This window comes from Mycobacterium sp. IS-1742 (assembly GCF_001500125.1).
GTDB lineage: Bacteria > Actinomycetota > Actinomycetes > Mycobacteriales > Mycobacteriaceae > Mycobacterium.
Window position 1 is genome coordinate 35,115 of record NZ_LQIV01000016.1, and the last position, 15,379, is coordinate 50,493.

A 15,379-nucleotide genomic window follows, 5' to 3' on the forward strand; every position below is an offset into this window, starting at 1 on the left:
GCCTCACCGCGAAACGTGAGCTAGTGGCGGTTCGCCCGCGGCGTCGCCAGCACGGCCGCGATGCCCGTCGTCAGCGGGACCGACAGCGCCAACGCGATCCCGCCGACCGCCGACCGCGCGATCTCGATGGCGACGCTCTCACTGGTCAGCACGTCGACCAGCGAGCGGTTGGCCACGCTGAACAACAGCAGCAGCGGCAACGCGCTACCGGCGTAGGCGAGCACGAGCGTGTACACCGTGCTGGCGATGTGGTCGCGGCCCACCCGCATCGCGCCGACGAACACCGCCCGCCGCGAAGTGCCCTCCAGTTCGGCGAGTTCGAACGCCGTCGACGCCTGGGTGACCGTCACGTCGTTGAGCACACCGAGCGACCCGATGATGAACCCGGCCAGCAGCAGACCCGTGATCGACACGTTGCCCAGGTACGCGGCGACCTCGTTGTTCTGATCCTCCGACAGCCCGGTGAGGTGGGCGATTTCGATTGCGCCCCAGGACAGGACGGCCGCCAGCAGCAGCGAGGTCAGGGTGCCGAGCAGGGCCGCGCTGGTGCGCAGGCTGACACCGTGCGCGAGATAGATGACGGCGTAGAGGATCACCGCGGACGCCACCAGCGCGACCGGGACGGCCGACGCGCCGTCGCGCAGGGCGGGAAGCAGGAACACCACCAGCACCGCGAACGCCACCACGATGCCCACCAGCGCACGCAGACCCCGCCAGCGCGCGACCGCCACGACCACGACCGCGAAGGCGGCGGCCAGCGCTGCCAGCGGCCATCCCCGGGCGTAGTCGTAGAACGTGTAGCTGGTGGCGCCGCCCTGGCCCACCTGGCGGCTGAGCCGGATGTCGTCGCCCGCGGCCAACTGCGGTTGGCCGGGCCCGCCGCTGAACTCCAGCAGTGTGTTCGCGCCCTTGTTGGGCCCGGAATCGATCGCGACGAGCACCTGGACGCACTGCGACCCGTCTGCCGGTGCGGAGATCGGGTCGGCGGTGAGCACCTGACCCGCCGACGGGCTGCCGCACGACGAAAGGCTGGTGGCACGCACCTGCCCGGCCTCCGTCGTCACCGCACCACCCTCGGCGTTCTGGAACGGCAGCGGGATGTCGGCCTTCTGCTGGCTCGGCCACAGCAGCACCGCGCCGATCGCCACCACGACACCGATCAGCACCAGCAGTCCGACGACGATCCTGGCGGCGAGCGGGCCGAGCGGCGACGGGCCGCTCAGCGAGTGGGAATGGGCGTGCGAGTGGGTCACCCGCTACTGCCGGTAGCTGACCAGGAAGTTGCCGAGCCGGTCGATCGCGGCGGCCAGGTCACGTGCCCACGGCAGGGTCACGATGCGCAGGTGATCCGGTGTGGCCCAGTTGAACCCGGTGCCCTGGGTGACCAGGATCTTCTCCTGCAGCAGCAGGTCGAGAACCAGTTGTTCGTCGTCGTGGATGTCGTAGACCTCGGGATCCAGCCGCGGGAACGCGTACAGCGCACCCTGCGGTTTGACGCACGAGACGCCGGGGATCTCGTTGAGCTTCTCCCACGCCACGTCGCGTTGTTCGAGCAGCCGCCCGCCGGGCAGCACCAGATCGTCGATGCTCTGGTGACCGCCGAGCGCAACCTGAATGGCGTGCTGCGCAGGCACATTCGGGCACAGCCGCATATTGGCCAGCAGGCTGATGCCCTCGATGAAACTGCTCGCGTGTTCCTTGGGTCCGGTGATGACCAGCCAGCCCGAGCGGTAGCCCGCCACCCGGTAGGCCTTCGACAGCCCGTTGAACGTCAACGTGAGCACGTCGGGCGCGACCGAGGCCATCGCGATGTGCTTGGCGTCGTCGTAGAGGATCTTGTCGTAGATCTCGTCGGCGAGCAGCAGCAGCTGGTGCTTGCGCGCCAGCTCGGCGATCTGCTCCAGGACCTCGCGGCTGTACACCGCGCCGGTCGGGTTGTTCGGGTTGATGACGACCAGCGCCTTGGTGCGGTCGGTGATCTTCGACTCGAGGTCGGCGATGTCGGGCTGCCACCCCTGCGTCTCGTCGCACAGGTAGTGCACGGGGGTGCCGCCCGCCAGCGAGCACGACGCCGTCCACAGCGGATAGTCCGGGGCGGGGATCAGCACCTGATCGCCGTTGTCCAGCAGCGCCTGCAGCGTCATCGTGATCAGCTCGGACACGCCGTTGCCCAGGTAGACGTCGTCGATGTCGAAGCGCGGGAAACCGTCGACCAGCTCGTAGCGGGTGAACACCGCACGCCGGGCGCTCACGATGCCCTTGGAGTCGGAGTAGCCCTGGGCGGTCGGCAGCGCCGCGATCATGTCGCGCATGATCACGTCGGGCGCCTCGAAGCCGAACGGCGCCGGGTTGCCGATGTTGAGCTTGAGGATGCGGTGGCCCTCGGCCTCCAGTCGCGTTGCGTGCTCGTGTACCGGGCCGCGGATCTCGTAGAGGACGTCCTGCAGTTTCGACGACTGCGTGAACGTGCGGGTCCGCTGCTGATGGCCCTGGGCGTGCCAGGTCGCGGGCGTCTGGGGCATGGTCACGTCGTCCATGGTGGCATTGCCGTCCACTCATTTAGAAATTCGTGCAGGCTGCGGCTACGCATAGGTCACCGACCGGTTCGCCAGCTCGGCCCACGTGTTCGCGAAGTCCACCGGGCTCAGCACGGTCTCGACATGGTTGCCCACCGGGGCGAACAGGCCGGGCTCGAGCAGCGCGAGCGCCGTGGACTGGTCCCAGAACATCGAACGCCCGCCGTAGCCGGACCACTCCCAGGTGTCGATGGCCCACGACGCGGGCTCGCCGAGCAGCATCTGCCGCAGCGTGCCGGGCAGGCCCAGCGGACGGAGCTGCTGGACCATCGCCAGCGTCGGGCCGTGCACCGTGCCCACGCATCCCGCGCGGTTGGGTGTCGTATCGCAGTCGCTGCGCGGGACGTCGACGAACGTGTGGTCCAGTCCCGGCAGCTGCCGGTGGAAGGCCTCCTCGCAGGACGGCCGGTCGTACACGCAGTTGAAGGATTCGCCGGCATCGAGTTCCGGATCGCCTTCGAGCGGCCTGCCGGTGATGACCACCCGGCCGGTCTTCGCGCGGATCGCCGGGCCGTAGTCGGCGTACGAGGTGAAGCCGCCGAGGAGAAGCACGTCCACCTTCGCGCAGCCGGCGACGGCGTCGACGACCTGCGCGACGTGGTCCCCGCGAGCGGGCGTCGGGGGCGGTTCCTCGGGCAGGAAGTTGTTGAGCCGGTTCATCAGGGCGCGGTAGACCAGGACGTAGTCGCCGAACGTCTCGGCGATGTCGGATTCCGGGCGGTCGACGCCGGCGCCGACGATGACCGGGATCGTGCGCTGGCCCGGTTGGGCCACCATGCGGCTGACCGCCGACGCCCCGGCTTCCGGGAGCGTGTACCCCTCGGTCGTCACGATCGCCGCGACGTGGCGGGACCCGATGACCGCGGAGATCGCCATCGGGTCGTCGATGTCCATATCGGTGTCGACGACCACGCAGGCGTCCGGCGGCGCGGCGCTCGACGCTCCCGCGGCGGTGAGCGCCGAGCAACCCAGGACCACCGCCGCGGCGAGCGCGGCCAGCCGTGTCATACGCGTCCGGATTACCGCTTCCCGGGGCGGCGGGCACCCTTGGCGATGCCGAGGCCCTTGACCGGCGGTTCGTCACCGACGACGCGGGCGTCCCCGTTGCCCGATGCCGGCTGCGACGGTGTCTCGGGTTTGGTGTCCGGCTCGGGTGCTGCGTCCGGCTCGGGTGCCGACTCGGCCTGCGGTTGCGGCTCGGCCGGCTTGGCTGCCGGTGCGGGTGCCTTCTTCTTGGCGCCCGGGCGGCGCGCACCGGGGGCGATGCCCAGGCCCTTGACCTCAGGTTCGGGCTTGCTCTCCACCCCCAGGTCCGAATCGGCGGTGTCCGCCGGCCGGTTGTCGGTCTCGGTACCGGCCTCCGCCTTGTCCGGATCCACATTGGGCGGCTGCACGACCGTGCCCGCGCCTTCGTTCGGCGAAGCCTTCGGCGCGGCCTTCTTCGCACCGGGTCGACGCGCACCGGCGGCGATGCCCAGGCCCTTGACCTCGGGCTCCGGCTTGGCGGGGGCTTCCGGGGTCTCGGCCTTGGCTGCGGGCGCCTCGGCCGGGGCGGCGGCGGTCTTCTTCGCGCCGGGCCGTTTGGCGCCGGCCGCGATGCCGAGCCCCTTGGCCGGAGCCGCGGCCGGAGCCGCGGCCGGAGCCTCGGCGGTCTCGGCCTTGGCTGCGGGCGCCTCCGTCGGGGCGGCCGCCGTCTTCTTCGCGCCGGGACGCTTGGCTCCGCCGGCGATCCCGAGGCCCTTGGCCGGAGCCGCCGCGGCGGCCGGCTTGTCACCGGCCTTGTCGTCGGCGGCAGCCGTCTTCTTCGCGCCCGGCTTCTTGGCGCCACCGGCGAGGCCCAGGCCCGTGACGGGCTTCGTCGCCGTAGCCGTCGACGCCGTGGCGGCCGGCGCTTCTTCGGCTTTCTCGGCAGCCGGCTCGTCGGCGGGCGCCTTCTCCGGCGCCGGGGCCTCCTCGGTGCGGAGGGCGGCGCGTTCCTCGGCCTCCTTGGCGGCGGTGCCCTTCTCCGGCAGGGTGACCGTGCTCGTGTCGAGCGAGCCGAGCAGCAGCTGGGCGACGTCGAGCACCTCGACCTTCTCGATGTCCCTGGCGGCGGCGACCTCGTCGACACCGTCGGTCATCATCACGCGGCAGAACGGGCAACCCGTCGCGATCCGCGACGCGCCGGTGTCGATCGCCTCTTCGGTGCGCTCGGTGTTGACGCGCTTGCCGATGTGCTCTTCCATCCACATGCGCGCACCGCCTGCGCCACAGCACAGACCGCGGTCGGCGTGACGCGGCATCTCCGTCAGCTTCGCGCCGGAGGCACCGATCAGCTCGCGGGGGGCCTCGTAGACCTTGTTGTGCCGGCCCAGGTAGCAGGGGTCGTGGTAGGTGATGTCCTGCCCGTTCGCCCCGTCACCGCCGACCGGGGTGACCGGCACCAGCTTCTTGTCGCGGATCAGCCGGTTCAGCAGCTGCGTGTGGTGCAGCACCGTGTAGTTGCCGCCGACCTGCGGGTATTCGCGGCCCAGGGTGTTGAAGCAGTGCGGGCAGGTGACGATGACCTTGCGGTCGACCCGCTCGACGCCGGAGAACAGGTCGTTGAGGGTCTCGACGTTCTGCGCGGCGAGCTGCTGGAACAGGAACTCGTTGCCCGAGCGGCGGGCCGAGTCACCGTTGCAGGTCTCACCCTCGCCCAGCACCAGGTACTTGACGCCGGCGATCGCGAGCAGTTCGGCGACGGCCTTGGTGGTCTTCTTGGCGCGGTCCTCGTAGGCGCCGGCGCAGCCGACCCAGAACAGGTACTCGTAACCCTCGAAGGAGTCGACGTCCTTGCCGAACACCGGCACGTCGAAGTCGACCTCGTCGATCCAGTTGGTGCGGTCCTTGGCGTTCTGGCCCCAGGGATTGCCCTTGGTCTCCAGGTTCTTGAACAGCACCCCGAGCTCACCGGGGAACTCGGATTCCATCATCACCTGGTAGCGGCGCATGTCGACGATGTGGTCGATGTGCTCGATGTCGACCGGGCACTGCTCGACGCAGGCGCCGCAGGTGGTGCACGACCACAGCACGTCGGGGTCGATGACGCCACCCTGTTCGGCGGTGCCGACCAGCGGACGGGTGGCCTGTTCGGGGCCCGAACCCATGATCCGCTCGAAACCGGACTCCGGAACGTGGTCGTGGGAGTGCTTCTCGGACTGCTTCTCGCCGCGCAGTTCCTCGCCGAGGCCGCCCTCGGGGGTGTTCTCCAGCGGCGACTCCTTGTCGCCCAGGATGTACGGGGCCTTCGCGAACATGTGGTCGCGCAGGTTCATGATCACGAGCTTGGGCGACAGCGGCTTGCCGGTGTTCCACGCCGGGCACTGCGACTGGCAGCGGCCACACTCGGTGCACGTCGTGAAGTCGAGGTAGCCCTTCCAGGTGAAGTCCTCGATCTTGCCCCGGCCCAGCACCGCGTCCTCGGCGGGATCCTCGAAGTCGATCGGCTGGCCGTTGTACTCCATCGGCAGCAGCGGGCCGAGGCCGTTGGGCAACCGCTTGAACGTGACGTTGATGGGAGCCAGGCCGATGTGCAGGTGCTTGGAGTGCAGCACGATCAGCAGGAAGATCAGCATGACCGCGATGTGCAGGAGCAGCGCGATGGTCTCGACCCACTCGTTGACGTCATGGCCGAGCGGGCTGAGCACCCAGCCCATGAACTGCGAGAAGAACGCGCCGTTGCCGTAGGGCAGGTTGCCGACGTCGGCGGCTGCGCCGCGGACCAGGGCGTAGGTCCAGATGACGTTGAAGATCATGAACAGGATCAGCCAGGCGCCGCCGGTGTGCGATCCGTAGAACCGCGAGTCGCGGCCGTGCTTCTTGGGTTCGCGCACGATGCGGATGATCGCGAAGGTGATGATGCCGAGCAGCACGGCGACGGCGAAGAAGTCCTGCAGGAAGCCGAGCACATCCCAGGTGCCGATGATCGGGATGTGGAAGTCGTGGTCGAACAGCAGGCCGTAGGCCTCCAGGTAGACCGACGCGAGGATGAAGAAGCCCCACATCGTGAAGAAGTGCGCGATACCGGGGATCGACCAGCGCAGCAGGCGGGTCTGACCGAAGACCTCTTCGAACTGCGTGGTGATGCGCTTGCCGAGGTTGTCCTTGCGGTTGTTGGCCTCGCTCGTGGGCGCGCCGGACCGGATCAGCTTGGTCAGCCACAGCACGCGTTTTGCGGCGAGCGCGATCACGATGGCGGTCATCAGCAACCCGACGACGAGTCGGATGAGAATCTGCGTGTCCACGCGCGGCCTCCCGGTGTGAAGTTACTCAACAGTAACTTAAACTAAGTTACCCGTCGGTAACTTAGGCTCGATCCTGCTCATAGTGACATCACCGGGATACGGGCCGCTACGAAGGCTGCCCTAACCCGCGGTGGGGCTAACTCGACGGGGCGAGAAGTGCGCGCAGCATCGACAGCATCTCGGACCGCGATTCGGCCCCCAGCCGGCGGCGGATCCTCGCGACGTGGTGTTCGACCGTCTTCGCTGAGATGAACAGTTGGGCGCCGATGTCCCGGTACGGCATGCCGAGCAGCAACAGCTCCGCCACCTCGCGTTCGCGTTCGGAGAGCTGGGCCGAGGACGAAGGGCGGGCCGGCGTCCCCGCCGACGGGGCCGGCACCGGTGTCGGTGCCGCGCTCTCCACCGGGACCTCGGCGCCGGTGACGCTCTGTTTGAGGTCGCGGGCCAGCTGCAACATCGCCTGCGAGACCCGGCCGTCCGGCGTCTGCAGGGCGGCCTGCCCGGCCAGTCGGGTGGCGTCCCAGGTGTGGCCGAACTGCGCGAGCCCACGGGCGGCGGTCGTCACCTCGTCGACGTCGACCTGGTTGGCGAGCACCCGCAACCAGGTACGGCCCGCGGTGGCGAGCGCTTTCGCGAACGCGCTCTGCGCGCGCCTGTCCCGGCTGGCGGCGGTCAGCGCCTGTCCGTGCGGGGCGACGGCCTCCGGGGAGTTCGCCAGGATGCCGGCGTGCACGCCGGCCCAGTGCAGCGGCACCGACCACAACACCGGGTCGCCCAGCCCTGCCAGCAGTGCGAACGCCTCGTCGAGGGTGTGCTGCAGCTGCTCCACCTGCCGCAGCCGCGCCGCGGCCACCCAGAGCTCGCCGAGCGGGAGCAACGCGAACAGGTCCACCGAGTATTCGGCGAGCACCTCCATCGCGGAGTACCAGTGCATCTGCATGGCGCCGCTGTCGCTGCTGCGCCGGGCGATCGCCGTGTGCAGCGCCGCCGCCCACAGCGCGTCGCGGCGGTGCAGGTCGGTGCCCGGCCGCGGCGCTGCGGCGGCCGCGGCCTGCAGCTGCCCGTCCTGCATGTGGGTCCACCCCAGCAGCAGCCGGTGCCGGTGGGTGACGAAGATCGCATCGGCGGAGCCGTCGTCGCGCCCGGTGCGCACCGCCCGGCCGATCACGCTGCGGGCGCGCACCGGGTCGCCGCCGTGCAGGGCGGCCAGCGTCACCAGTGCGGCCGGGGTGTCGGGAGTGACACCGCCGCGGCCGCGCTCGGCGTTCAGTGACTGGCCCAGCCGCGCCGCCGCGACGGGGTAGGGCTCGCCGAGGGACAGCACGAGTCCCTCGCCGAGGCTGCGGGCCGCACGCGCGATCGACGTCGGCGGCCCGGCGGCCTGTGTCCGCGCCAGCTCCTCGGCGGTGGTCGCGTCGCCCGCGGCGAGGGCGGCGACGGTGCCCGCCGCGCTCAGCACCGCATCCGGGGACGGCCCGAGCCAGCGGAAGAGGTCGAGCGCCTGCGTGGCGCTGCCGTCGTGCATCGCGATGCTCGCCGAGATCCGCACCGCCGCCGCCCGCTCGTCGGGATTCTGCGAGGTGAGCAGTTCGTCGGCGATCCGCCCGGCCGTCGCGCAGTCGCCGGTCAGCGCGAGCGCGTCGGCGAGTTGCGCGCTGAGCGCGGTGGCTCCGGCGTCCGCGGCCGCCCGGTACAGCCGCGCCGCGCGGGCGGGTTCGTTGCCGGTGTGCGCGGCCAGCTCGGCGAGTGCCGCGGCGAGCCGCTCGTCACGCAGTCCGTGTTCGGCCATTCGAAGCGCGAGATCGGCGCTCAGAGTGCGCAGTTCGAGCTGTGAGCAGAGCAGGGACACCTCGATGTCGTGGTGGCGCGCGGCGCCGACGATCTGGGCGAGGCCGTCGTGCAGGGTGCGCAGGAAGCTGTGGTGGTGGCTCGGCTCGAGCAGGCCGCTGGCCCTGGCCCGGTCGACGTCGGCCAGCGCGGTCTCCGACGGTATGCGCAGGGCCGCCGCGACGTCGTCGGGTCCGAGCTCCGGGCTCAGCGACGCCACGAGCAGGGTGTCGAGCAGCGGTTCGTCGAGGCGGCGCAGACGTTCCACGAGCGCGATCCGGGCGCTGTGCCGCACCGCCGCCGCGCCGTCGCCGACCGCGGCGAGAGCCGGACGCAGCAGGAACGGCAGACCGGCGGTGACCGTGGTGAGTAGCCGGACGGCCTCGGGTGCCGGCGCGGCGCCGAGCGTCACGGCCGCCGCCCGCCCGACCTCCACCGGGGTGACGGAACCCAGTGCGACAGCGGGATTCTCGCGCTCGAGCGCGGTGGCCAGCCCGCGCAGCGCGGCGTGGTGGGCGAGCGGCTGGGTGGCGATCACCACCGTCGACGCCGAATCGGCCACCAGATCGGTGAGCCGTTCGAGGTCACCGGCGTCGAGCAGGTGCGCATCGTCGACGACCACCGCCGCGCCGGCGGGGTCGCCAGGCCGCGGCGAGCGGGACAGCACGGGACGGCCCGCCGCCCGCAGAGCCGTCCGCACGGCCGCGAGCACGGTCGACTTGCCCGTTCCGATGCCGCCGGTGACCAGGATCTTCGCAGGCGCCGCCGGGTCCGCTTCGACCGCCGCGACGGCATCGCGCGCCGCGGCCGGGAGCTCCGCTTGACGGTGCGGCGCCGGGCTCGTCATGGCGTCGGGTCAGGCGCCGTCATCGGGCACGGGGACCGTCGTGACCGGCGGATCCGGCGGGTCGACCGTCGTGGGCGGCGGCGCGACCGTGGTGGTCGGCGGCGGCTGCGTCGTCGTCGGCGGCTGGGTCGTCGTCGGCCGCGTGGTGGTCGGTTGGGTCGTCGTCGTGGTCTGCTGCGTGGTCGTCGTCGTGGTCGGTTGAGTGGTCGTCGTGGTCTGCTGCGTGGTGGTCGTCGGCGGCGGCGGGGGAGGCGGCGGCTGGCTCACCGTGGTGGTCGCGACGCCGTCGGGGCCGATGGTCACGGTGGTGACCGGCGGGGGCGGGGCCTGCGGCGACGGCTCCATCGACACCGTCGTCGCGGTCTCGGTCACCGGCGTCGAATCGCCTTCGTTGCCGGTCAGCGTGACCGCCAACCCGCCGAGCGCCAGCAGCGCCGCCGCGGCGGCCGCACCGAACAACACCGGCGGGCGTTTGTACCAGGGCAGCGGGCCCGGCTCGTCGTCGTAGCCCGTCCCGTACCCGGAGTCGTCCGGCGCGAAGGCCACCGGTGGACGCGCACCGGTCGCCGACGGGTCGTAGTCCGCGCCCGCGTAGGGCACCGGTTCACCGGCCGGCGCGTCGTCCTGCGACCAGGCCAGCGCGCGGAACGTCGCCGACGAGGCCCCGTCCGAGGCGGCCGCACCCGCGGCCAGACCGGCCGCACCCGCGGCCCAGGCCGCCGGCCCCATGCTGGTCGCGGCGTCGGCGGCCGCGGCCATACCGGTCGGGGCGTCGGCGTCCGCGCTCTGGTTGGCCACGAGCGCCGCGCCGGCCGCGACGTTGAGCTGCGACTCCGGGGTCGTGACGACCGGCGCCCGCAGGTGCTCGGAGAGCCGCTGGGTGACCAGCGGGATGGCCGCCCCGCCACCGACCGTCGCCACCGCGGCCACATTCGCCACCGGAATCTGGTTGCGCTGCAACGTGTCCTCGATGGCGTTCAGCAGCCCGCCGAGCGGTTCGGAGATCAGCTGCTCGAGTTCGGGACGCGTGACCCGGATGTCGGACTGCACGCCGGGCAGTTCCACCGGCACCGCGGTCGCGGTCTCGGCCGACAGGCGCTCCTTGGCCTGCCGGCACCCGTCGCGCAGGCGGGCGAGTGAGCCGACCGCGGCGGTGCCCGCCGGATCGGCCGCGCCCGAATCGGCGATACCGGCCAGCACATGGTTGAGCAGGGCCTGGTCGATCGCGTCGCCCGAGAACTCCGGGTACCGCACGGTCTGGCCGACGGCGTCGAGGTTGGCGCCCGCGTCGGCGAGCGAGATGCTGCTGCCGCTGCCACCGAGGTCGACGAGGACGTCGACGCCCCGGTCGGGCAGCCCCGGCGCGGCCTGCAACGCGGCGAGCGCGGCGGTCGAATCGGGGATCAGCGCGGCGGGCACACCGTGCGGCGCGAGGTTCGGCCGGTTGCGCAGCGCGCCGCGCAGCGCCCCGACCGTGCCCGGGCCCCAGTGGGCGGGGACCGCTATCGCGATCGGCGACCCGCCGTCGACAGTGCGGGCCATCGCGTCGAGCGCCTCGGCGAGCACCAGCTCCCCGCGGTGCGCCGAACCGTCGGCGGCGACGAGCGGGACCGGATCGCCGACCCGGTCGACGAAACCGCTCAGCACGAGGCCGGGTTCGGTGGGGTTCGCCGACCATTCACTGGGCACACCCACCTCGGGTGCCCGGTCGCCGAAGAGCGTGAGGATGGCGCGTCGGATCACCGGCGGGCGGCCAACGCGGGCCGCCACCAGATTCGTCATCCCGATCGACAACCCAAGGGGTTCGGTCATGGTGGCTTGTCTCCTGTCTGGACCGGTGACCACAATAACGCCGGAACCCCCGCATCCTCGGGAAATCCCCCTAGTGGCGCGGACCCCCTAACGGCAAACCCCCTAACGGCCCGGGGTCAGGAGTGGGCTGTGCACCGATCCCGGCGACGCCCAGCGTGCATAGCATCGTGACAAGCAGTCGGGGGACTGGCTCCCGACCCGCATGAACAAGGTCCGCCATGGGATCGGTAATGGAAAAGGTGCGCGATGGCTAACTCGTTACTCGACTTCGTGATGTCGCTGGTGCGAGACCCGGACGCAGCCGCACGCTACGCCGCCGATCCCGCCGCCGCCATCGCCGATGCCCAGCTGTCCGACGTGACCAGTGTCGACGTCGACAATCTCATCCCGGTGGTGACGGAGTCCATGCCGATGGCGGCGCCGTCGGCCGGCCTGGACCCGTTCGGGGCGGAGGCCGCGGGCAACGTGTGGTCCAGCGGCGCGGCCACTGCCGCCTTCGACGCGTTCGCCGATCCGGCGCCCGCAGCGGCTGTCATCGACACCGCGTCCGCCGTCATCGACACCAGCGACGGGTTCGATCCGGCCGTCGAGGCCCTCACCTCACCCGACCCTCTGGTCGGCACGGCATCGCCGCAGTTCGCGGACCCGGTTCTCGACGATGCGGCGCCCGCGGGCACGGGCCTCGACGACGTGTGGGGTGCGGCGGTCGACGACGCCCAGCCGGCCGACCATGCCCCCGGGTTCGACCTGTTCGACTGACCTCGCCAGCACAACCGAAGCCCGCACGGATTCCGATCCGTGCGGGTTTTTTGGCGTCTGAGCTGTGAGTATTCCGTTCTCCCCGCAGGCCCCCGGCCTATCCCCTAATCCCCTAACCGGGTGGTGCGCACACCCCCTACGCGGGTCGGCGAGGCAGGGGTGGCAACCCCGTTTGCCGGGTGTCGCGAACTCCATAACGTGGTGTCCAGATCGCCGGAGGGCCGGCGAGACAACCTCCCCGGCACCCGGGAAGACAGAAAGGCAGTCACATGACCAGCATCATCGACTTCATCCTCGATCTGTTCCGCAACCCGGCCTCGGCGGCCTCCTTCGTCGTCGACCCGGACGGTGCGCTGCGCGACGCGGGCCTGCCGAACGTGACCGCCGCGCAGCTGGCGTCGGTGGCCGCCACGGCCGCTCCCGCCGGCTACGCGCTCGGCGGCGGCGACCCGATCGTCGGCCTGCAGCGGGCGGTCGCCGACCACCACCAGCTCGCCTCGAACTTCGCCTCGCCGTTCTCGCCGCAGACCTCGTTCGCGCCGACGACCGAGTTCGCCAGCCGCAACGACACCGACCTGCTCAGCGGGAACAACGTCCCGGTCGCCAGCCCCATCCAGGACGCAGGCGCCAACGCCCAGAACGGAGCCTTCAACCTCGGCTTCGGTGACATCACCCTCGGCGACAAGACCTCCAACACCGCCACCAACGGCGGCGTGGTGGTCGCCGGCGACAACGACGGCGACATCGTCAGCGGTGACGGCGCGGCGCTCGGTGACGGCAACACGATGAACAACGGCGACATCCTCGCCGGCTCCGGCTCCAACGTGGTCGTCGGCAAGGACAACGAGGTCGAGGACAACTCGCAGACCGCGGGTGGCGACCTCATCGCCGACAACGACGCCCCGGTGCTCAACGACGTCGACACCAGCGGCGGCAACGGCGGCGGCGCCGACGGCGGCGGCAGCCTGATCGGGATCGGCGGCGGCAACGCGGTCGGCGGTGACGGCGGCAACGGTGGCGGCATCATCATCACCGACAACGACGTGAACGCCGGGACGCAGATCGACGGCGACTACGGCAGCGACAACGTCGAGGACAACTCGGTCAACACCTCGGTGGAGACCAACACCTCGACCTCGACCGAGAGCTCGATCGAGGACAACTCCTCGAGCTACGAGTCGAACATCGGCTCCGGCAACGACACCGCGATCGGCTCGGGCAACGAGACCAACACGTCGCTGTTCTCGGGCAACGAGACGAACACCGGCTTCGAGACCGACCTGAGCGCAGACGTGGCCTCGAACAACGACACCAACACCGGTCTGGACGCGTTCTGACCGACAACCGGATAGCGCGACTGGCGGGGACCGACATGGTCCCCGCCAGTTCGCGCGCTTACCGTGAGAGCAACTCCGTGTGAGAGAAGGGCGTCATGACCCAGCCGGCCAAGGCCGATCCGCGCCGCGTCATCGGTGAGCTGATCGAGCACACCACCAAGATCGCCGAGACCCAGGACCGCGGCGACCTGGTGGCGCGGCTGGCGCGCGCCCGCACCCGCCTCGGCGACCCACAGATCCGGGTGGTGATCGCCGGGCAGCTCAAACAGGGCAAGAGCATGCTGCTCAACTCGCTGCTCAACATGCCGGTGGCCCGCGTCGGCGACGACGAGTCGACGGTGCTGGCCACCGTCGTCTCGTACGCCGAACAGCCGTCGGCGCGGTTGGTGGTGGCGCGGCCCGAGGGCGAGGAACCCGAACTCATCGAGATCCCGACCACCGACCTCGGCAAGGACCTTCGCCGCGCGCCGCAGGCCGGCGGACGGGAGGTGCTGCGCGTCGAGGTGACCGTGCCCAGCCCGCTGCTCAAGGGCGGCCTGGCGTTCGTCGACACACCGGGCGTCGGCGGCCACGGGCAACCCCACCTGTCGGCCACCCTCGGCCTGCTGCCCGACGCCGACGCGATGCTGATGATCAGCGACACCAGCCAGGAGTTCACCGAGCCGGAGATGACGTTCATCCGGCAGGCCCTGGAGATCTGCCCGGTCGCCGCGATCGTCGCGACCAAGACGGACCTGTATCCGCACTGGCGACAGATCCTCGACGCCAACGCCGCCCACCTGCACCGCGCCGGTGTCACCACCCCGGTGATCCCCGCCTCGTCGACGCTGCGTAGCCACGCCGTCCAGCTCAACGACAAGGAACTCAACGAGGAGTCCAATTTCCCGGCGGTCGTGAAGTTCCTCTCCGAGCAGGTGCTCTCCCGCAACAGCGACCGCGTCCGCGATCAGGTGGTCGGCGAGATCCGCGCCGCGGCCGAACACCTCTCGATGGCGGTGCAGTCGGAACTGTCCGCGCTCGACGACCCACAGGCGGGCGGCACCCTGACCGCCGACCTGGAGCGTCGCAAGAAGGAGGCCGAGGAGGCGCTGCAGCAGACCGCGCTGTGGCAGCAGGTGCTCAACGACGGCATCGCCGACCTGACCGCCGACGTCGACCACGATCTGCGGCAGCGCTTCCGCAACATCACCTTCCACACCGAACGGGTCATCGACTCCGGCGACCCGACGCTGCACTGGGCCGAGATCGGGGCGGAACTCGAGGACGCCGTGGCGACCGCCGTGGGCGACAACTTCGTGTGGGCCTACCAACGGGCGGAGGCGCTGGCGGCCGAGGTGGCCCGCACGTTCATGGAGGCCGGGTTGGACGCGGTGCGGATGCCCGCGATCGACGCCAGGGAGATGGGGGCGGAGTTCGGCGAGTTCCGGTCGCTGGCGCAGCTGGAGGCCAAACCGCTCAAGATGGGCCACAAGATCGTCACCGGGATGCGCGGGTCGTACGGCGGCGTGCTGATGTTCGGCATGCTGACCTCGTTCGCCGGGCTCGGCATGTTCAACCCGCTGTCGCTCGGGGCCGGCTTCGTCCTCGGCCGCAAGGCCTATAAGGAGGACATGGAGAACCGGATGTTGCGGGTGCGCAGCGAGGCGAAGACCAACGTCCGGCGGTTCGTCGACGACGTGGCGTTCGTGGTCGGCAAGGAATCCCGCGACCGGCTCAAAGGCATCCAGCGTCAACTGCGCGACCACTACCGTGAGATCGCCAACCAGACGACCCGCTCGCTCAACGAATCGCTGCAGGCCACGATCGCCGCGGCCAAACTCGAGGAGTCCGAACGCAACGCCCGCACCAAGGAGCTGCGACGGCAGCTCAACATCCTGCGGCAGGTCATCGACCATGCCGAGAAGCTCGCCACGCCTGCCGCGGCGCCGGTCGCCGCCCCCTGACCCGCGGGCGGGG

General features: G+C 70.9%; 9 protein-coding genes. 3 read left to right on the forward strand and 6 right to left on the reverse strand.

Annotation, left to right across the window (positions count from 1 at the left end):
• Nucleotides 1–20: 20 nt before the first annotated feature.
• From AU196_RS11975 to AU196_RS12000, 6 genes are all read right to left on the reverse strand, one after another.
• Nucleotides 21–1,253 (reverse strand): YibE/F family protein, encoded by a 1,233-nt coding sequence (locus tag AU196_RS11975; protein WP_059095295.1) that lies wholly within the window; start codon nt 1,251–1,253, stop codon nt 21–23.
• Nucleotides 1,254–1,256: 3 nt separating this feature from the next.
• Nucleotides 1,257–2,537: a pyridoxal phosphate-dependent aminotransferase gene (locus AU196_RS11980; RefSeq protein WP_059095344.1), complete on the reverse strand. Its 1,281-nt coding sequence runs from the start codon at nt 2,535–2,537 to the stop codon at nt 1,257–1,259.
• A 45-nt stretch (nt 2,538–2,582) separates the two neighbouring features.
• The gene (locus tag AU196_RS11985) at nt 2,583–3,584 is read right to left on the reverse strand and encodes a nucleoside hydrolase (RefSeq protein WP_059095296.1); all 1,002 of its coding nucleotides are present in this window, start codon (nt 3,582–3,584) and stop codon (nt 2,583–2,585) included.
• A gap of 11 nt (nt 3,585–3,595) precedes the next feature.
• The gene (locus AU196_RS11990) at nt 3,596–6,841 is read right to left on the reverse strand and encodes a heterodisulfide reductase-related iron-sulfur binding cluster (protein WP_059095297.1); all 3,246 of its coding nucleotides are present in this window, start codon (nt 6,839–6,841) and stop codon (nt 3,596–3,598) included.
• A gap of 136 nt (nt 6,842–6,977) precedes the next feature.
• The gene (gene iniR / locus AU196_RS11995; protein WP_059095298.1) at nt 6,978–9,515 is read right to left on the reverse strand and encodes an isoniazid response ATPase/transcriptional regulator IniR; all 2,538 of its coding nucleotides are present in this window, start codon (nt 9,513–9,515) and stop codon (nt 6,978–6,980) included.
• A gap of 9 nt (nt 9,516–9,524) precedes the next feature.
• A complete protein-coding gene (locus tag AU196_RS12000; RefSeq protein WP_059095299.1) occupies nt 9,525–11,327 on the reverse strand; it encodes an Hsp70 family protein in 1,803 nt (600 codons plus the stop codon).
• 246 nt (nt 11,328–11,573) lie between these two features.
• Here AU196_RS12000 and AU196_RS12005 point away from each other — a divergent pair, with 246 nt between their 5' ends.
• From AU196_RS12005 to iniA, 3 genes are all read left to right on the forward strand, one after another.
• On the forward strand, nt 11,574–12,086 hold the full coding sequence (locus AU196_RS12005) for an Rv0340 family IniB-related protein (protein WP_059095300.1): 513 nt from the start codon (nt 11,574–11,576) through the stop codon (nt 12,084–12,086).
• 269 nt (nt 12,087–12,355) lie between these two features.
• Nucleotides 12,356–13,423 (forward strand): IniB N-terminal domain-containing protein, encoded by a 1,068-nt coding sequence (locus tag AU196_RS12010; protein ID WP_059095301.1) that lies wholly within the window; start codon nt 12,356–12,358, stop codon nt 13,421–13,423.
• A gap of 95 nt (nt 13,424–13,518) precedes the next feature.
• The gene (gene iniA / locus AU196_RS12015; protein WP_059095302.1) at nt 13,519–15,366 is read left to right on the forward strand and encodes an isoniazid-induced dynamin-like GTPase IniA; all 1,848 of its coding nucleotides are present in this window, start codon (nt 13,519–13,521) and stop codon (nt 15,364–15,366) included.
• Nucleotides 15,367–15,379: the final 13 nt, after the last annotated feature.

What these genes read in the sequence shown, in the direction of transcription:
- AU196_RS12000 (WP_059095299.1), bottom strand. Translation starts at nt 11,327, where the DNA reads ATGACCGAACCCCTTGGGTTGTCGATCGGGATGACGAATCTGGTGGCG.
- iniA (WP_059095302.1), top strand. Translation starts at nt 13,519, where the DNA reads ATGACCCAGCCGGCCAAGGCCGATCCGCGCCGCGTCATCGGTGAGCTG.
- AU196_RS12010 (WP_059095301.1), top strand. Translation starts at nt 12,356, where the DNA reads ATGACCAGCATCATCGACTTCATCCTCGATCTGTTCCGCAACCCGGCC.
- AU196_RS11985 (WP_059095296.1), bottom strand. Translation starts at nt 3,584, where the DNA reads ATGACACGGCTGGCCGCGCTCGCCGCGGCGGTGGTCCTGGGTTGCTCG.
- AU196_RS11980 (WP_059095344.1), bottom strand. Translation starts at nt 2,537, where the DNA reads ATGGACGACGTGACCATGCCCCAGACGCCCGCGACCTGGCACGCCCAG.
- iniR (WP_059095298.1), bottom strand. Translation starts at nt 9,515, where the DNA reads ATGACGAGCCCGGCGCCGCACCGTCAAGCGGAGCTCCCGGCCGCGGCG.
- AU196_RS12005 (WP_059095300.1), top strand. Translation starts at nt 11,574, where the DNA reads ATGGCTAACTCGTTACTCGACTTCGTGATGTCGCTGGTGCGAGACCCG.